This is a genomic window from Erwinia sp. INIA01 (genome assembly GCF_025947915.1).
Taxonomy (GTDB): domain Bacteria; phylum Pseudomonadota; class Gammaproteobacteria; order Enterobacterales; family Enterobacteriaceae; genus Erwinia; species Erwinia coffeiphila.
In genome coordinates this window covers 66,038-83,162 of record NZ_JAPDNC010000012.1, presented here as the reverse complement: position 1 = coordinate 83,162, position 17,125 = coordinate 66,038, and the positions used below count along the sequence as shown (strand labels likewise).

At 54.0% G+C, this 17,125-nt stretch carries 18 protein-coding genes; 5 read left to right on the top strand and 13 right to left on the bottom strand.

Features of this window, described 5'->3' with window-relative positions; all coding sequences use genetic code 11:
* Window positions 1–405 precede the first annotated feature (405 nt).
* The 5 genes from pagP (at window position 406) to tatE (ending at window position 3,354) form a co-directional block, all read left to right on the top strand.
* Window positions 406–975: a lipid IV(A) palmitoyltransferase PagP gene (gene pagP, locus OMR58_RS20155; RefSeq protein WP_105591172.1), complete on the top strand. Its 570-nt coding sequence runs from the start codon at window positions 406–408 to the stop codon at window positions 973–975.
* Between the two features lie 150 nt (window positions 976–1,125).
* Complete coding sequence (gene cspE, locus OMR58_RS20150; RefSeq protein WP_004156612.1) at window positions 1,126–1,335, top strand: transcription antiterminator/RNA stability regulator CspE; 210 nt, start codon at window positions 1,126–1,128, stop codon at window positions 1,333–1,335.
* Window positions 1,336–1,814: 479 nt separating this feature from the next.
* Window positions 1,815–2,240 (top strand): GNAT family N-acetyltransferase, encoded by a 426-nt coding sequence (locus OMR58_RS20145; protein WP_200559846.1) that lies wholly within the window; start codon window positions 1,815–1,817, stop codon window positions 2,238–2,240.
* Between the two features lie 3 nt (window positions 2,241–2,243).
* Window positions 2,244–3,044, top strand: a complete 801-nt coding sequence (locus OMR58_RS20140) for a deaminated glutathione amidase (protein ID WP_200559845.1) — start codon at window positions 2,244–2,246, stop codon at window positions 3,042–3,044.
* A 106-nt stretch (window positions 3,045–3,150) separates the two neighbouring features.
* Entirely contained in the window at window positions 3,151–3,354 is a 204-nt protein-coding gene (gene tatE / locus OMR58_RS20135; protein ID WP_264546767.1) for a twin-arginine translocase subunit TatE, read from the top strand.
* 65 nt (window positions 3,355–3,419) lie between these two features.
* Here tatE and lipA read toward each other — a convergent pair whose 3' ends face one another.
* From lipA to leuS, 13 genes are all read right to left on the bottom strand, one after another.
* Window positions 3,420–4,385, bottom strand: a complete 966-nt coding sequence (gene lipA, locus OMR58_RS20130) for a lipoyl synthase (protein ID WP_264546766.1) — start codon at window positions 4,383–4,385, stop codon at window positions 3,420–3,422.
* A 224-nt stretch (window positions 4,386–4,609) separates the two neighbouring features.
* Window positions 4,610–5,278: a lipoyl(octanoyl) transferase LipB gene (gene lipB / locus OMR58_RS20125; protein WP_264546765.1), complete on the bottom strand. Its 669-nt coding sequence runs from the start codon at window positions 5,276–5,278 to the stop codon at window positions 4,610–4,612.
* An 84-nt stretch (window positions 5,279–5,362) separates the two neighbouring features.
* Complete coding sequence (gene ybeD / locus OMR58_RS20120; protein ID WP_105591029.1) at window positions 5,363–5,626, bottom strand: DUF493 family protein YbeD; 264 nt, start codon at window positions 5,624–5,626, stop codon at window positions 5,363–5,365.
* Between the two features lie 157 nt (window positions 5,627–5,783).
* Entirely contained in the window at window positions 5,784–6,995 is a 1,212-nt protein-coding gene (dacA, locus tag OMR58_RS20115) for a D-alanyl-D-alanine carboxypeptidase DacA (RefSeq protein ID WP_105591030.1), read from the bottom strand.
* Window positions 6,996–7,093: 98 nt separating this feature from the next.
* A complete protein-coding gene (rlpA, locus tag OMR58_RS20110) occupies window positions 7,094–8,230 on the bottom strand; it encodes an endolytic peptidoglycan transglycosylase RlpA (protein WP_200559843.1) in 1,137 nt (378 codons plus the stop codon).
* An 11-nt stretch (window positions 8,231–8,241) separates the two neighbouring features.
* Complete coding sequence (gene mrdB / locus OMR58_RS20105; protein ID WP_105591032.1) at window positions 8,242–9,354, bottom strand: peptidoglycan glycosyltransferase MrdB; 1,113 nt, start codon at window positions 9,352–9,354, stop codon at window positions 8,242–8,244.
* A 5-nt stretch (window positions 9,355–9,359) separates the two neighbouring features.
* The gene (gene mrdA / locus OMR58_RS20100) at window positions 9,360–11,264 is read right to left on the bottom strand and encodes a peptidoglycan DD-transpeptidase MrdA (protein ID WP_105591033.1); all 1,905 of its coding nucleotides are present in this window, start codon (window positions 11,262–11,264) and stop codon (window positions 9,360–9,362) included.
* Between the two features lie 33 nt (window positions 11,265–11,297).
* Window positions 11,298–11,768, bottom strand: a complete 471-nt coding sequence (gene rlmH, locus OMR58_RS20095; RefSeq protein WP_105591034.1) for a 23S rRNA (pseudouridine(1915)-N(3))-methyltransferase RlmH — start codon at window positions 11,766–11,768, stop codon at window positions 11,298–11,300.
* Between the two features lie 3 nt (window positions 11,769–11,771).
* Window positions 11,772–12,089: a ribosome silencing factor gene (gene rsfS / locus OMR58_RS20090; RefSeq protein WP_105591035.1), complete on the bottom strand. Its 318-nt coding sequence runs from the start codon at window positions 12,087–12,089 to the stop codon at window positions 11,772–11,774.
* 49 nt (window positions 12,090–12,138) lie between these two features.
* Window positions 12,139–12,819: a nicotinate-nucleotide adenylyltransferase gene (nadD, locus tag OMR58_RS20085; RefSeq protein ID WP_264546764.1), complete on the bottom strand. Its 681-nt coding sequence runs from the start codon at window positions 12,817–12,819 to the stop codon at window positions 12,139–12,141.
* Window positions 12,812–13,843, bottom strand: coding sequence for a DNA polymerase III subunit delta (gene holA, locus OMR58_RS20080; RefSeq protein ID WP_200547367.1), 1,032 nt, complete (start codon window positions 13,841–13,843; stop codon window positions 12,812–12,814). The genes nadD and holA overlap by 8 nt, the downstream gene beginning before the upstream one ends.
* The gene (gene lptE / locus OMR58_RS20075; RefSeq protein ID WP_105591038.1) at window positions 13,840–14,436 is read right to left on the bottom strand and encodes an LPS assembly lipoprotein LptE; all 597 of its coding nucleotides are present in this window, start codon (window positions 14,434–14,436) and stop codon (window positions 13,840–13,842) included. Before lptE ends, holA begins: the two co-directional genes overlap by 4 nt.
* A 14-nt stretch (window positions 14,437–14,450) precedes the next feature.
* Complete coding sequence (gene leuS, locus OMR58_RS20070) at window positions 14,451–17,033, bottom strand: leucine--tRNA ligase (RefSeq protein WP_200559841.1); 2,583 nt, start codon at window positions 17,031–17,033, stop codon at window positions 14,451–14,453.
* Between the last annotated feature and the right edge of the window lie 92 nt (window positions 17,034–17,125).

Sequence of the window (17,125 nt, the reverse complement as noted above, 5' to 3'; positions counted from 1 at the left end):
TTGATTAGTAGCGTGTTTTTTGATCATAATTTTGTTCTCCATTCGTAAATTAATCATGATTTATATGATTTAGCGTAAATTTTGTTCACTTTGGCAGTAAATATGATTGAGCGAGATTAATCAGGGGCGATAAAGCGCTACTTTCAGCCTGAACTGATTCGAAACTGTCCATTTCTCGAGATGGTAAGAGAGCGGTATTTTGGTTTTTTTTCATTTATATCAATGCATTCTGGTTTTTAGCAGAGTATGCTTTCTGCATAATATAGAGAAAAAACAGGAGTTAATGGTGTGTTTAGGTGAAAACGCTATAATTAACATTAATAGCCTAATGTTGACCGGGCCAAAATTTTGGGCCCTTACAGGAAGTTGATTCTTAATCATTCCCGGGGAGAAGTGAGAATTATTATGGCAAGCCTGAAAAAATATCTTTTTTTACTGTTGCTGAATGGCCTTCTTTCAGCAGGCGCACAGGCCTCTAAGTTGAACGATGCAGTAGCTGAAGGATGGCAATCTTTAACTGATAACCTCAGTCAGACATGGAACGATCCGCAGACTGTAGACCTTTACATTCCTGCTATCACCTGGCATAACCGCTGGACCTATGACAAAGAGAAAACCGATCGTTATAACGAGCGTCCATGGGGTGCGGGCTTTGGAGTCAGCCACTACAACGAACAGGGTAACTGGAACGGTCTCTACGTGATGGCATTCAAAGATTCCTATAACAAGTGGGAGCCTATAGGGGGTTACGGGTGGGAAAAAACATGGCGGCCGCTGGCCGATGATAACTTCCATCTGGGAGCCGGCTTCACCGCGGGGGTGACAATGCGCGACAACTGGAATTATATTCCTATCCCAGTGGTATTGCCCCTTGCATCAATAGGTTATGGTCCTGCATCATTTCAGATGACCTATATTCCCGGTACCTACAATAACGGTAATGTTTATTTTGCCTGGCTACGCTGGCAGTTTTAATGGAAGAAAAGTGCGAAAAAAATGAGTGATGTTAAAAAAAGGCGATATTTATCACTTTTTCATCATTGTCTACTGGACAAAAGCCTTCGCAATTGCTGTACTAGATACCGACACAGTTTAGTGTCCATTTTTCATGTAAAGGTAATATAGATGTCTAAGATCAAAGGTAGCGTTAAGTGGTTTAATGAGTCCAAGGGATTCGGTTTCATTACTCCTGAAGATGGTAGCAAAGACGTGTTCGTACACTTCTCTGCCATCCAGAGCAATGGTTTCAAAACTCTGGCTGAAGGTCAGCGCGTAGAGTTCGAAATCACCAACGGTGCCAAAGGCCCATCTGCTGCTAACGTTGCCGCTATTTAAGTTATCAGACAGAATTTTTAAAACCCGCCTCGTGAGGCGGGTTTTTTTTCGCCTGAAGATCGTAGTTTGAGATAAAACCGACGTTCTGAGCGTGCTAACGCTGGCCCGGCACAGGGGATAAGCCGGACCGCTGTACTCTAACGTGAGAAAAATAGCAGCAGCCAGGCCACTGCTGCTGAACAGGCCAGTAGCATAGCAAGACTTTCAATCGGGGTACGGGGAAGCCAGTTCATCTTGAGTACCTCTTACAGTGGGATGAGCTGAGTCTGCCGAAAGATTATTAAGGAAACATTAATCGGGCGTCCTGCCTGCTGACAAATTCCATCCGTTTCACTTAGGATTACACTTATCAGCATTTGTAACATTAGGCTGTGATCTGGCCCCTTGCGGGGAGGGCCGGGCTGAGGCTATAAACAATGACAGGTTTTTTTCTGTTAGCGTTTATCGTATTAACAGCTGGCTTAGTCTGGAGAGTGTGGATGAATATTCGTCTTGCCGAACCAAAAGATGCTTTTGCCCTGAGTGCGCTGCTGGCGGAGCTGGGCTATGAGGGTACTGCTCCGTTTATTGAGCGGCGGCTGGCACAACTGATCGCAGATGACACCGAGCGTTTGCTGATGGCTGAACAGGGTAATACGGTGTTGGGATTCCTGTCGCTGCATTTTATCCCTCAGCTGGCGCTGGCGGGGGATTTTGCCCGTATCAGCTATTTTTGCATCGCCGAAGGTGAACGAAGCAAAGGGGCGGGGCAGCATCTGCTGGCGTATGCAGAACAGCTGGCCCGCGATCGCGGCTGTGACCGAATGGAGGTTCACTGCCATGAGCGCCGCGAAAAAGCCAACGCCTTCTATCTGCGCGAAGGGTTCACAGAGTCACCGCGCTACCACGTTAAGGAGCTGGGCTGAACGATGAAAGTTGCCGCCGGGCAGTTTGCCGTACGCCGCGAATGGCAGGAAAACGCGGAGATTTGTATCGGGCTGATGCATGATGCCGTGGGTGAAGGGGCGAGTCTGCTGGTACTGCCAGAAGCCGTACTGGCTCGGGACAACGACAATCCTGACTGGGGTGTTCGCTCGGCACAGCCGCTGGACGGGCCGTTTGTTAACCAGCTGCTCTCAGCCAGCCAGCAAAATACGCTCACGACGATACTCACGCTGCACGTGCCTGATGGTGAAGGTCGGGTGTTCAATACGCTTATCGCTATTCGGTGCGGCGAGATTATCGCCCGCTATAACAAGCTGCATCTGTACGATGCTTTTGCCATGCAGGAGTCCCGCAACGTGAGTGCGGGTGATGAGCTGCCGCCGCTGATTGATGTCGAGGGCATCAAGGTCGGGCTGATGACCTGCTACGATTTGCGTTTCCCTGAGATGGCACGGCGGCTGGTGCTGGACGGTGCTTCGCTGCTGGTACTACCCGCAGCGTGGGTAAGAGGCCCGCATAAAGAGATGCACTGGGAAGTTCTGGTCACTGCCAGGGCGCTGGAAAATACCTGCTACGTGCTTGCAGTCGGGGAGTGCGGCCCACGCAATATTGGCAACAGTCTGCTGGTTGATCCACTCGGTATTGCCACAGTCAGGGCAGCTGAGGTTCCCGCTCTGCTAACGGCAGAAGTAGACCCGCAACGGATTGTGGCCGTGCGACAGGCGCTGCCGGTGTTGGCTAATCGACGTTTTGCCCCGCCGGAACTGGCCGTTAAAAATCGCTGACGGATCGTATCCTGTTACAGATTGCTGCTGCACCCGTGCCGTTTTCCCGCGTTAAAATCAGCTGATACGGGGACTTTCCCCACTGCTTAACGCAAAGAAGGTAGATATGGAAGGTTTAAGTATCGGCAAACTGCTAATTGTTGGTGCGCTTATCGTCCTGCTTTTTGGTACCAATAAATTGCGCACGCTGGGCGGTGATTTAGGTGCTGCCATTAAGGGGTTTAAAAAAGCGATGAACGACGATGACACCGCAGCGAAGCAATCCGTGCCTGAAGATAAACCGGCCGAACAGCAAACTCGTAAAGAGTGAGCAGGATTCAGGCGAAAAAAAACGGATGACTGGGTCATCCGTTTTTTTATGCATGCAGCGCGGAATTACTTCACTTCCAGCCCTTTGGCCTGCATATCTGCATGATAAGAAGAACGTACAAACGGACCACAGGCGGCATGGGTGAAGCCCATATCCATGGCTGCGGCCTTCATTTCATCAAACTCAGCCGGGCTGACGTAGCGCTGTACCGGCAGGTGGTGACGGCTTGGCTGCAGATACTGGCCCAGCGTTAACATGGTGACGCCATGGCGACGCAGATCGCGCATCACTTCAACGATTTCTTCGTTAGTTTCGCCCAGTCCGACCATCAGGCCTGATTTGGTAGGGATATTCGGGTGCGCTTCTTTAAAGCGCTCCAGCAGTTTCAGTGACCACTCATAGTTTGCGCCCGGGCGCACCTGACGGTAGACGCGCGGCACATTCTCAAGGTTGTGGTTGAAGACGTCAGGCGGGGACGCGTTAAGGATTTCCAGCGCGCGGTCCATACGACCACGGAAGTCCGGTACCAGCGTTTCAATTTTAATGTTCGGGCTCTTCTCACGAATGGCGGTGATGCAGTCGGCGAAGTGCTGAGCACCACCGTCGCGCAGGTCATCACGGTCAACGGAGGTAATCACCACATAACGCAATGTCATATCCGCGATGGTTTGCGCCAGTTTACCCGGCTCGTTGCTGTCTGGAGTGACAGGACGGCCGTGGGCAACGTCGCAGAACGGGCAGCGGCGGGTACAGATGGCACCAAGGATCATAAAGGTCGCGGTACCGTGGTTAAAACATTCAGCAAGGTTTGGGCAGGAAGCCTCTTCGCAGACGGAATGCAGACCATTTTTACGCATTGCGGCTTTAATGCCCTGAATGCGGCTGGAATCTGCTGGGAGTTTGATTTTCATCCACTCTGGCTTACGCAGTATTTCAGTACGCTCGGTCATCACGGTTTTTACCGGGATCAACGCCATTTTGTCTGCATCGCGGTATTTAACACCGCGTTCCATCAGAATCGGTTTACTCATAGTCTTGCTAGTTCCAGGTTGGATTGCGGCGAAATTACCCGCTAAACACTAAATGAGTTTGTGGTACACCCTTTTAACTATCGGACATCAGCCTGACTGACCGTCTGCTCCAACGTAAAATTGTATGGGTGAATTCAACTTTTTTTGAAAAAGCATAAAAATTATATCATCTCTCGTTTACAGAAACAGCCTGCCAGTGCGAGAAAGCGTTACAGAATTGTAAATCAGAGCGCACATTTTAGCGGTAAATCGCACTCTTTGCTCCACTGCACGTCGGTAATTGCCAGCTGGCGTGCAAAATTGTCGATCAGCAGCGGCTGAACGGATGCCAGCGTGACCTCAGGACGCAGCGCGTGAATGTGCGTCATCTCCAGGCCGGCATAGCCGCAGGGATTGATGCGCAGAAACGGCGCGAGGTCCATATCGATATTCAATGCCAGGCCGTGAAACGAACAGCCGTTGCGAATACGCAGACCCAGTGAGCAAATTTTTTTGTTGTCGACGTAAACACCGGGAGCATCGGGGCGCGCGCTGGCGGTAATGCCGAGTTGGGCGAGAGTGGTGATAATCGTCTCTTCCAGCGCGGTGACCAACTGGCGAACGCCCACTTTGCGGCGCTTAAGATTAATCATCACATACATCACCTGCTGACCCGGACCGTGATAGGTTACCTGGCCGCCACGATCGCTTTGCATCACCGGAATATCCCCCGGCATCAGCAGATGTTCAGTTTTCCCGGCCTGGCCCTGAGTAAAAACCGCCGGGTGTTCCACCAGCCAGACTTCATCAGGCGTGGTTTCGCTGCGCTGGTCGGTAAACTGATGCATGGCTTGAGAGACAGGTGCCCAGGGCTGAAGACCCAGCTGGCGAATAATCAGAGTATCTGGAGACAAAACGCACGATCCGGTTAGAAAAGCAGAAGTGCAGTATAGCGCTGGTGCAGGGCAAGAACCAGTATGCCCGCACCAGATATGGGGTTACAGCACCATCCGAACAATTTCTATTTTGCCCAGCTCTTCGTACAGCGTTTCAACCTGCTCGATGTGCGTGGCGGTAATGGTAATAGAAACGGAATGGAAGTTTCCTTTGCTGCTCGGTTTAACGTCCGGAGAGTAGTCGCCCGGCGCGTGACGTTGCACGACTTCAACCACTTGATCGACCAGCTCTGGCTGTGCCAGCCCCATTACTTTGTAGGTAAAAGAGGTAGGGAATTCGAGCAGATCTTTAAGATTGGTTTTCATATGGACTCCGGTAACACATACAAGGAACCCCGTCGCTGCGGGAGTTCACAGATACTAACAATATGGGGATTATACGGGATAATTTCAAGAGACAGACGTGTGGCCAACCTGCTCTCTTGCAGGGACCGACCGGCGATCGGTCCCTTCGTGTGCGGAATTAACCGAACCAGTGATGGAACATCAGTTTGATGTAGTCCACGATGCGACCGAAGAAACCGCCTTCCGGCACTTCGTTCAGAACTACCAGCGGGTGCTGTTCAATGGTTTTACCATCCAGCTGGAAGTTGATGCTGCCCACGACCTGATTTTTCTGCAATGGCGCATGCAGTTCGGTATTGCTCAGCGTGTAGCTGGCTTTCAGATCTTTCATCCGTCCGCGTGGGATCGTCAGATAGACATCGTTTTCCACGCCCAGCTGTACGCGATCGCTGTTACCAAACCAGACCGGCTCTGAAGCAAACTCTTTGCCAGCTTTCAACGGTGCCACGGTTTCAAAGAAGCGGAAGCCCCAGGTCAGCAGCTTTTTACTTTCGGTTTCACGACCTTTATAGGTACGTCCACCCATCACTGCAGAGATCAGACGCATCTGGCCTTCGGTCGCGGAGGCCACCAGGTTATAGCCCGCCGCGTCGGTATGACCGGTTTTGATTCCGTCAACGTTCAGGCTGGTATCCCACAGCAGACCGTTACGGTTCATCTGGCGGATGTTGTTAAAGGTGAACTCTTTCTCGTGGTAAACCGCATACTCATCCGGCACATCGCGGATCAGCGCGCGACCGATCAGCGCCATATCACGTGGAGAGCTGTACTGACCTTCCGCATCCAGACCGTGTACCGTCTGGAAGTGGGTATTTTGCAGGCCGAGTGCCTTGACGTAGTTATTCATCAGACCAACGAACGCATCCTGGCTACCGGCAACATAGTCGGCCATTGCCACGCAGGCGTCGTTACCTGATTGCAGCACGATACCACGGGTCAACTGGGAAACCGGCACGCGATCACCGGGCTTGAGGAACATCAAAGAAGAGCCTTTGAACACCGGATTGCCGGTTGCCCAAGCATCTTTACCGACGGTAACGATATCGTCCTGATGGATTTTACCTGCTTTGACTGCCTGGCCAATAACGTAGCTGGTCATCATCTTAGTCAGGCTGGCCGGATCGCGCCGGGTATCGGCATTTTTCTCTGCCAGAACTTTACCGGAGTTATAGTCGATCAGGACATAAGCTTCAGCATCAATTTCCGGCACGCCCGGGATCATGGTTTTAATGTTTACGTCATCGGCATAGGCGACAACGTTGAGGCTGAGGGCGATCAGCGATCCTACCGTCAGGCGTTTGATCAGTCGAGAAGAGGTGAAATTGCTCATGTTAAGAACGACAACATCCTGGATAAGTTAAAAAAAGTGACTCACTATAGCAAAATCCTCTGACAGCGACCCGCGCTAAATCAACGGGTCGGGCAGAATCACATTGCATTTGGTGCGACGGTAATAAACGACTGCTGGTTGGCTTCATTTGCCAGCCGCTGCTGCAATGCAGCAGCCTGCTGGCGGGAACTGAAACGGCCCAGCTGAACGCGATAAACATTGCCACGGCTGTCGACCGAGCCGCGGACGCCAAACTGTTTGCCCAGGCTGTTAGCCAACTGCTGGGCGCGGGTGCCGTCGCTCAGCGCGCCCACCTGCACCACATAATTTCCGCTGCCGGATGCTGGCTGCGACTGGGGCTGCGAGACTGCCGCTGCGGCAACAATGGCCGGTGGTGCTGAAGACGTTGATGAGGCGACAGGCGTGCTGACCGGCTCGCTACCTTCAAGTACGCCGCTACGTAACGGCTGAGCGGCACCGAGGAAGCCACCGCTGCGTACCGGCGCACCAATGTTGTCATCGCTGCTCAATGTACTGTTATCGACCGCGCGGACATTTTGCTGCTCAGCCTGCTCCGCCGGAGCAGCATAGGTCTGAGGCTGTGACATTGCGGCACCACCGCCCATAGTCAGTCCTGCACCAATGTCAGGGCGAGCGGGCAGGGCGTAACTTTGTTTTGCTACTGTAGTACCGATTGTACCAGGGCCAGAGAGCGTACCGTCAGGAGCAACGGCAATATAGTCGAGGCGTACCCGAGTATTGTTGGAGGTATTCAGCCGATCGGCGGCTGCCCGCGACAGGTCGATAATCCGGTCTGGCGTATAGGGGCCACGATCGTTAACGCGCACCACAATCATTCGGCCATTTGCCAGGTTAGTTACGCGAACGTAGCTCGGCAGCGGCAGCGTGGGATGCGCAGCGGTCAAAGCGTTAGGGTCAAAAATCTCACCGATAGCCGTGCGATTGCCACCGACTTCTTCACCGTATGAGGTGGCCAGGCCGACCTGGCTAAAGTTGGAAGGGTCCTTGATGACTTTGTAGGTCTTGCCATTCACCGAGTAATCCTGGCTGGTGCCTGGATTGATCGGCTCATAGCGTGGTTCTGCTCCGCCAATTTCCACCACCGGGCCGTTGTAAGTCTGCTGCTGCGGGGCCGGGGCCTGCTGCTCTGTATCAGTGGTGCAGGCTGCCAGCATGGCTGATGCCAGGGCAATCCAAAGCCAATCCTTACGCATGTCTATGCCTCTTAAACGCTCTTCGACAACAGTTTTCGATGGGTGTGAATCGACATAATGATCCCAAACCCGGCCATCAATACTATCAGGGCTGAACCACCGTAGCTTACCAGCGGTAACGGCACCCCTACCACCGGTAAAATACCGCTGACCATGCCAATATTAACAAAAACATAGACAAAGAAGATCAGCATTAATCCGCCGGCCATTACGCGACCAAACGTAGTCTGTGCACGAGCCGCCATCATTAGCCCACGCATGATCAGCAGCACGTAGAGTATAAGCAGGATCAGCACGCCGACCAGTCCCAGTTCTTCCGCCAGTACGGCAAAAATAAAGTCGGTGTGGCGTTCGGGCAGAAATTCCAGCTGTGACTGTGTGCCGTGCAGCCAGCCTTTACCGCGCAGGCCACCGGAGCCGATGGCAATTTTGGACTGAATAATATGGTAGCCGGCGCCAAGCGGATCGCTTTCCGGGTCAAGCAGCATCATTACGCGATCGCGCTGATAATCATGCATCAGGAAGAACCAGAGTACCGGAATAAAGGCCGCCACCAGAATTACGGCAACGGCAATCAGGCGCCAGCTCATCCCGGACAGGAACAGCACAAACAGTCCGGAAGCGGCAATCAGAATGGATGTACCGAGGTCTGGCTGAGCGGCAACCAGCAGCGTGGGCATAAAGATCAGCACCAGCGCGATGGCGGTATTCTTCAGCGTAGGTGGGCAGACGTCACGGTTAATAAACCTTGCCACCATCAGCGGCACGGCAATTTTCGCAATTTCAGAAGGCTGAAAACGCACAATTCCCAAATCCAGCCAGCGCTGTGCACCCTTACTGATATGGCCGAAAGCATCCACGGCAATCAGCAATACGACACAGACAATGTAAAGATAGGGGGCCCAGCCTTCGTAGACGCGCGGCGGGATCTGCGCCATCACCAGCATCACCAGGATGCCCATGGCGATTTGGCCAATTTTACGCTCCATCATGCCCGGGTCCTGGCCGCTGGCGCTCCACATCACCAGCGCACTGTAAATCAGCAGCGCGGCAATGATCAGGCAAAATGTCGGATCAATATGGATTCGGGTCCAGATTGACTGTTTCTGACGGCTATCGTTCATACCGGTTATTCACCTTCATAGCCCGGCGGCGTAGGCGCAGCGTCAGGCAGGTTGGTATTGTTATCGCCCAAAATAATATGATCGAGGATCTGGCGCATGATGGTACCGACGGCCGGGCCTGCGCCACCGTTCTCCAGGATCATCGCAACCGCAACTCGGGGATGATCGTACGGCGCAAAGGCGGTCATCAGCTTGTGGTCGCGCAGACGTTCGGTCAGCTTATGGGCGTTATAGGTTTCATTGGCTTTCAGGCCGAATACCTGGGCAGTACCTGATTTAGCGGCGATTTTATACGGCGCATCTTCAAAGCTTTTACGCGCGGTTCCGTTTGGCCGGTTTGCCACGCCGTACATGCCGTCTTTGGCAATTTCCCAGTAGCCGGTATGAATATCGGCGATCGGCGCCGCCGCAGGTTGACGCCACGGGATTTTGGTTTCGCCCTGCATGGTGTCCATCATCAGATGCGGCGTTTTAATCACGCCGTCATTAATCAGGATCATCAGTGCTTTATTCATCTGTACCGGCGTTGCCGTCCAGTATCCCTGGCCGATCCCCACCGGAATAGTGTCACCCTGATACCACGGCTTTTTAAAGCGCTTCATTTTCCAGTCGCGCGTTGGCATGTTGCCCGGAGTCTCTTCCACCAGATCAATGCCGCTGAGGTGACCGTAACCGAATTTGCTCATCCATTCGCTCAGCCGGTCGATGCCCATATCGTAGGCCACCTGGTAGAAGAAGGTATCCGCCGACTCTTCCAGAGACTTGGTGACGTTCAGGCGGCCATGGCCCCAGCGCTTCCAGTCACGGAAGCGTTTTTCAGAACCCGGCAGCTGCCACCAGCCGGGATCAAACAGGCTGGTGTTGCGAGTAATGACGCCTGCCGTCAGCGCAGAAACGGCAATATACGGCTTCACTGTGGAAGCCGGGGGATAGGCCCCCTGGGTAGCACGGTTGATCAGTGGACGGTTTTCATCATGCAGCAGGCTGTTGTAATCCTTGCTGGAGATACCGTCAACAAACAGGTTCGGGTCATAGCTTGGCATGGAAACCATCGCCAGCAGCTCACCGTTACGTGGATCGGACACCACCACCGCTGCACGGCTTCCCGCCAGCAGCGTTTCTATGTACTGCTGCAGCTTGAGGTCGATAGTCAGATGGATATCACGACCAGCCTGCGGAGACTGCTCATGAAGCTGGCGGATAACCCGGCCACGGTTGTTAACTTCCACCTCTTCGTAGCCGGTTTTCCCATGCAGGACGTCTTCGTAGTAGCGTTCGATCCCCAGCTTGCCGATATCGTGGGTGGCGGCGTAGTTTGGCCATTTGCCTTCTTTATCCAGTCGCTCAACGTCGCGGTCGTTGATCTTGGAGACGTAGCCGAGCACGTGGGTCAGTGCCGATCCGTACGGGTAGTAGCGGCGCTGATAGCCTTTGACTTCTACGCCTGGGAAGCGGTACTGGTTAACGGCAAATCGCGCAACCTGAACATCGTTCAGACCGGTTTTCAGTGCGATAGAGGTGAAGCGGCGCGAGCGTTTACGTTCTTTCTGGAAGGCTTCGATATCTTCGTCGGTCAGATCGACGATCGGTTTCAACTCCTGCAGCGTTTGCGGCAGGTTGTCGACTTTTTCCGGCACCAGTTCAATTTGATAGATGGTGCGGTTTAGCGCCAGCGGAATACCGTTTCGGTCGTAAATAATGCCGCGGCTCGGTGCGACCGGTACCAGCTTGATACGGTTTTCGTTAGAGCGGGTGCTGTAATCTTCGAAGCGGACGATTTGCAGGTGGTAAAGGTTGACCACCAGCACACCGGAGAGCACAAGAATGCCCAAAAATGCGATAAGCGCCCGACGAACAAACAGCGTCTGTTCGGCGGTATAGTCACGAAAGGAGTTACGTTGTAATTTCATCCGCTGCTTTGTCTGTCCGGTTAACCCAGTTCGTTATTCACGATGATAGGGGTGATTCGCAGTAATGCTCCATGCACGATACAAACTCTCTGCAACCAAAACGCGTACCAGCGGATGGGGCAGGGTCAGCGCCGAGAGTGACCAGCTTTGTTCCGCCGCAGCCTTGCAGGCGGGTGACAGGCCTTCCGGACCACCGATCAGCAGGCTGACATCACGCCCGTCCTGCTTCCAGCGTTCCAGCTGACTGGCGAGCTGTGGGGTTTCCCACGGCTGGCCGGGTATATCCAGAGTCACGATGCGGTTGCCTTTTCCGGTAGCGGCCAACATCATCTCGCCTTCTTTTTCCAGAATACGTTTGATATCGGCATTCTTACCGCGTTTCCCGGCAGGGACTTCGACCAGTTCGAACGGCATATCTTTCGGAAAGCGCCGCAGATATTCCATAAATCCCGTCTGTACCCAGTCGGGCATTTTTGTGCCGACGGCAACCAGCTGCAGCTTCACGGCTTAACTCCAGAGCTTTTCCAGTTCGTAGAGCTTGCGGCTCTCTTCCTGCATAACATGAACAATAATTTCACCCAGATCGACAACAACCCAATCGGCGGCGGCGCGGCCATCTACGCTAAACGGACGCAGACCTGCCAGACGAGCTTCCTGCACAACGTGTTCCGCAATTGAAACCACGTGACGGGTCGAAGTACCGGTGCAGATAACCATGCAGTCGGTGATGCTGGATTTGCCCTGGACGTCGATAGCGACAATGTCCTGGCCTTTCAGATCGTCGATTTTATCAATGACGAAGTCTTGGAGTGCTTTACCTTGCAAAAGGTTCCCCCTTGGGATTGAGTTCGTGTTGGGCTGATGCCCCAAAAAATTAGCGGCGCAGTATAGCATGCGGATTTGGGTTCCGATATAAACCCTCGCGCGCGATAAATTCACTGACCGACGGCGGTAGCAGGTCGGCATCAGGATGGCCCTGATGAAGGCGATCGCGGATCTCGGTTGCAGAGATTGAAACCAGTGGCGTTTCAGCCAGAAAAACTTTACCGGCAGGCTGCTGGTGCAGTTCTTCAGGCCGTTTGGCCAGATGCTTTTCAAGCCACTGCTGCTGTTCCGGCGTGGTCATTTCCCTGCTGTATCCCGGGCGCTGGCATACCAGCAGGTGACACAGCGACAGGAGATCCTGCCAGCGATGCCACTTGTGCAGGGTGAGCAGCGAATCCTGGCCGATAATAAACGCCAGTGGCTGCTTCACTCCGCGTTCCTGGCGAAGCTCGTCCAGCGTATCAACCGTGAACGAGGGCGTATTGCGCTGCATTTCCCGCAGATCGAGATCGAACAGCGGATTGTCCGCAATTGCCAGCCTGACCATTTCGATTCGCTGTGCCGGAGAGGCTTCCGGCTGTGGGCGATGGGGTGGCACGTTGTTCGGCAGTAGCGTCACGGTATGCAAACCGGCCAGCGCCGCCAGGGCTTCAACGGGTTTCAGATGTCCGTAGTGAATCGGGTCAAACGTGCCGCCATAAAGGGCATGAAGCTCTGTTTTATCAGACATCGCAGAAGCTCGCCGGGAAGGCCGGATGGCAAAGGAGCAGCGCCAGCATTTCCAGTTCTGACCATACGGACTGGCCGTAATCCTGCTTGAGCGTCAGTTCAATGCGCGCCAGCAGATGAATGCCCTGGGTCAGGGTCGCTGATGACAGCCGCTGTAGCGCCTCGCTGAACAGCGTTCTGCGGTTCTGCCACACGCGATGCTGATCGAACAGCGTGCGCATCGGTGTGTGGGCCATCTGGCGCTTAAGCGTCGCCAGCAGCAACAGATCGCGCTGCAGGGTGCGCAGCAGGATCACCGGTTCGCTATCTTCATTGCGCATCTGGCGCAAAATATGAAGTGCGCGCTTACTTTTTCCGGCCAGCAGAGCGTCAACCCAGTGGTAAGGGGTGAAATGTGCCGAGTCGCTGACCGCCTGCTCAACCCGAGGCAGCGTCAGTTTCCCGTCCGGCCAGAGCAACGACAGTCGTTCAAGCGCCTGTGAAAGCGCCAGCAGATTTCCTTCATAGCAGTAACACAGCAGCTGGCTGGCGGCATCGTCTAACGTCAGCTGCATTTTTTTCGCCCGTGCACTGACCCAGCGAGGCAGCTGTGCCTGCTCCGGTGTCTGGCAGGGGATAGTGGCACCCTGGCTGCTCAACGCCTTATACCAGGCACTGTTTTCCTGCGCTTTGGTCAGTTTAGCCGCGCGAAGGATCAGCAGGATATCGCTGTGCAGCAAGCCAGATAGGGTGAGTAGCTGCTCGTTCATCGCTGCGTTAGGGCCATTTTCCGGCAGGATCAGTAACAGCGTCTGGCGGGAAGAAAACAGGCTGAGTTCCTGGCAGAGTGCGAAAATTGACTGCCAGTCGGTGCTGGCATCCAGCGTGGCACTATGATGTTCGGTAAAGCCCTGCAGCTGGGCGGCATCACGGATAGCATCCTGTGATTCCTGCAGCAGCAGCGGCTCATTACCGCTTAATAAGTAGCAGGCGCGCAGCCCCTCACGGAGCTGCGCGCCTAGCTGTTCAGGGTAAATCCTGATCATCGGGTGTAGGAATCGTCCGACACTGCATTGTCAGAATGCAGGTGATCGACTGAAGATGGCGTACGATCCAGCGTATTGATCGATGAATCGTTCTCTGCCGCATGCACCGTCAGCAGTTTACGCACCAGCTGCTGTGATGCCTGAGTACGCATTTCACTAATGATAATCTGCTGTTCAGAATCTTTTGCCAGTGCGGCCAGCGGGTTATCAAAGAATGAACGATAAACGGTGGTGCTGATCGGGTAGATGCCTTTATTCGGCACCAGTACCTGAGCGCTCACGACCATCATCATTGAGTATTCAGCCGTTTTACCATCCTGGAAGATCGACGCGGTATCGCGATTGATACGCTCGCCCTGAAGACGTAACGATGGCACATCGGTATTTTTATCCGTGCTATCCAGAATCTTCACATCATTCAGGCGCAGCTGTTCACGCACTGAACGAGCCAGCGGACCATAAGGATCGGACGAATCCAACACCAGCGTTTTCATCTCAGCAGGTACAGAGGTCGTACCGCGAAGATGGTAGCCACAACCGGCGGTGATCAACACCGCCAGGCCAACAAGCAGAGAGACTATCGGATGTCGCACAATTCCTCCTGACATCAACCCACAACCAGGTTAAGCAGTTTACCCGGCACGTAAATAACTTTACGAATGGTAACGCCGTCGAGATATTTCGCCACCAGATGCTCCTGTGCTGCGCGAGCCTGCACCTGCTCCTGAGTCGCGTCTGCTGCAACGGTAACTTTACCGCGAACTTTACCATTAACCTGAACAACCACCAGCAGCGAGTCTTCAACCATCGCTGATTCATCAGCCTGCGGCCATGGTGCATTATCCACTTCGCCTTCACCGCCCAGTGCCTGCCACAGCACGAAGCTGGCGTGCGGGGTAAACGGATACAGCATACGGACAACGGCCAGCAACGCTTCCTGCATCAGCGCGCGATCCTGAGCGGTTTCCTGCGGCGCACGGAGCAGTTTGTTCATCAGCTCCATAATCGCAGCGATAGCGGTGTTGAAGGTCTGACGACGGCCAATATCATCGCTGACTTTGCTGATGGTTTTGTGCAGGTCGCGGCGCAGCGATTTCTGCTCGTCGTTCAGTGAAGCGATATCCAGCGCTTCGGTTGCGCCTTTTTCACTGTGCTCAAAGGCCAGTTTCCACACGCGCTTGAGGAAGCGGTTCGCCCCTTCAACGCCGGATTCCTGCCATTCCAGAGTCATATCTGCCGGAGAAGCAAACATCATGAACAGACGAACGGTATCTGCACCGTAGCGCTCAACCATCACCTGCGGGTCGATGCCGTTGTTTTTCGACTTCGACATTTTGCTCATGCCCGCGTAAATCAGCTCATGGCCAGCGGCATCGGATGCTTTGGTGATACGGCCTTTCTCGTCGCGCTCAACGGTCACATCAACCGGAGAGACCCAGTTACGTTCGCCGTTGTTACCGGTGTAGTAGAACGCATCGGCCAGTACCATCCCCTGGCACAGCAGACGTTTAGCCGGTTCGTCGGACGTCACCAGACCTGCATCGCGCAGCAGTTTGTGGAAGAAGCGGAAATAGAGCAGGTGCATGATTGCGTGCTCAATCCCACCGACGTACTGATCGACCGGCAGCCAGTAGTTGGCCGCAGCCGGGTCCAGCATGCCTTTATCATAGTCCGGGCAGGTGTAGCGCGCGTAGTACCAGGATGACTCCATAAAGGTGTCAAACGTATCGGTTTCACGCAACGCAGGCTGGCCGTTAACCGTGGTTTTAGCCCACTCAGGATCGGCTTTAATCGGGCTGGTAATGCCATCCATCACCACGTCTTCCGGCAGGATAACCGGCAGCTGATCTTCCGGGGTAGGCATCACGGTGCCGTCTTCCAGCGTGACCATTGGAATTGGCGCACCCCAGTAACGCTGACGTGAAACGCCCCAGTCGCGCAGACGATAGTTCACTTTACGCTCGCCGACGCCTTTCTCAGCCAGCTTGTTGGCAATCGCGTTAAAGCCGTCTTCAAACGACAGGCCGTCAAACTCACCGGAGTTGAACAGCGTACCTTTTTCGGTCATTGCCGAAGCGCTCAGGTCCGGCGCTGTGCCGTCTGCGGCCAGAATAACCGGCTTAACGGTCAGACCGTATTTGGTCGCAAATTCCCAGTCGCGCTGGTCGTGGCCAGGCACGGCCATCACTGCACCTGTACCGTACTCCATCAGCACAAAGTTAGCGACCCATACAGGAACCTGCTCGCCGGTCAGCGGGTGTACCGCAAAGCGGCCGGTGGCCATGCCTTTTTTCTCCATGGTGGCCATATCGGCTTCGGCAACCTTGGTATTCCGGCATTCAGCAATGAAGTCAGCCAGCGCCGGGTTCGATGCGGCGGCGGCAGCAGCCAGCGGATGACCTGCGGCCACGGCCAGATAGGTCACACCCATGAAGGTATCCGGGCGGGTGGTATAAACGCTGAGTTTCTCTTCACTGTCCGCAACGTTGAACTCGATTTCCACGCCTTCAGAGCGGCCAATCCAGTTACGCTGCATGGTTTTAACCTGTTCAGGCCAGCTTTCCAGCGTGTCGAGGTCGTTCAGCAGTTCGTCAGCGTAGGCGGTGATTTTCACAAACCACTGCGGGATCTCTTTACGCTCAACTTTGGTGTCACAGCGCCAGCAGCAGCCGTCGATCACCTGCTCGTTGGCCAGCACGGTCAGATCGTTCGGGCACCAGTTAACCGCAGAAGTCTTTTTATAGACCAGGCCTTTTTCGTACAGCTTGGTGAAGAACCACTGTTCCCAGCGATAGTACTCAGGCTGACAGGTCGCCAGTTCGCGGCTCCAGTCGTAGCCAAAGCCGAGCAGCTTCAGCTGGTTCTTCATGTAATCGATATTGGAGTAGGTCCACGGAGCCGGAGCGGTATTGTTTTTTACCGCCGCGCCTTCCGCAGGCAGACCGAATGCATCCCAGCCGATAGGCTGCAGCACGTTTTTACCCAGCATGCGCTGGTAGCGAGAAATCACATCACCGATGGTGTAGTTTCGCACATGGCCCATATGTAGGCGGCCAGAAGGATAGGGTAGCATTGAGAGGCAGTAATACTTCTCTTTACCTTCCTCTTCGGTCACTTTGAACGTTTGCTTCTCATCCCAGTGCTTCTGGACGTGGGATTCTATCTCTTCCGGGCGGTATTGCTCTTGCATGGCTGCCAGTGGTCCTTTTTGAATAGCGCTAAGCTTATTTCTGATTTCATTTAAGATCCGCATAGCATAGCTGATCCCCCCCCAACGCAACA

Excerpts from the sequence above, each read along its gene's own strand:
- nadD (WP_264546764.1), bottom strand. The coding sequence starts at position 12,819 with ATGTCTGATAAAACAGAGCTTCATGCCCTTTATGGCGGCACGTTTGAC.
- OMR58_RS20140 (WP_200559845.1), top strand. The coding sequence starts at position 2,244 with ATGAAAGTTGCCGCCGGGCAGTTTGCCGTACGCCGCGAATGGCAGGAA.
- rlpA (WP_200559843.1), bottom strand. The coding sequence starts at position 8,230 with ATGCGTAAGGATTGGCTTTGGATTGCCCTGGCATCAGCCATGCTGGCA.
- pagP (WP_105591172.1), top strand. The coding sequence starts at position 406 with ATGGCAAGCCTGAAAAAATATCTTTTTTTACTGTTGCTGAATGGCCTT.
- ybeD (WP_105591029.1), bottom strand. The coding sequence starts at position 5,626 with ATGAAAACCAATCTTAAAGATCTGCTCGAATTCCCTACCTCTTTTACC.
- mrdA (WP_105591033.1), bottom strand. The coding sequence starts at position 11,264 with ATGAAATTACAACGTAACTCCTTTCGTGACTATACCGCCGAACAGACG.
- cspE (WP_004156612.1), top strand. The coding sequence starts at position 1,126 with ATGTCTAAGATCAAAGGTAGCGTTAAGTGGTTTAATGAGTCCAAGGGA.
- OMR58_RS20145 (WP_200559846.1), top strand. The coding sequence starts at position 1,815 with ATGAATATTCGTCTTGCCGAACCAAAAGATGCTTTTGCCCTGAGTGCG.
- holA (WP_200547367.1), bottom strand. The coding sequence starts at position 13,843 with ATGATCAGGATTTACCCTGAACAGCTAGGCGCGCAGCTCCGTGAGGGG.
- mrdB (WP_105591032.1), bottom strand. The coding sequence starts at position 9,354 with ATGAACGATAGCCGTCAGAAACAGTCAATCTGGACCCGAATCCATATT.
- leuS (WP_200559841.1), bottom strand. The coding sequence starts at position 17,033 with ATGCAAGAGCAATACCGCCCGGAAGAGATAGAATCCCACGTCCAGAAG.
- dacA (WP_105591030.1), bottom strand. The coding sequence starts at position 6,995 with ATGAGCAATTTCACCTCTTCTCGACTGATCAAACGCCTGACGGTAGGA.
- lipA (WP_264546766.1), bottom strand. The coding sequence starts at position 4,385 with ATGAGTAAACCGATTCTGATGGAACGCGGTGTTAAATACCGCGATGCA.
- tatE (WP_264546767.1), top strand. The coding sequence starts at position 3,151 with ATGGAAGGTTTAAGTATCGGCAAACTGCTAATTGTTGGTGCGCTTATC.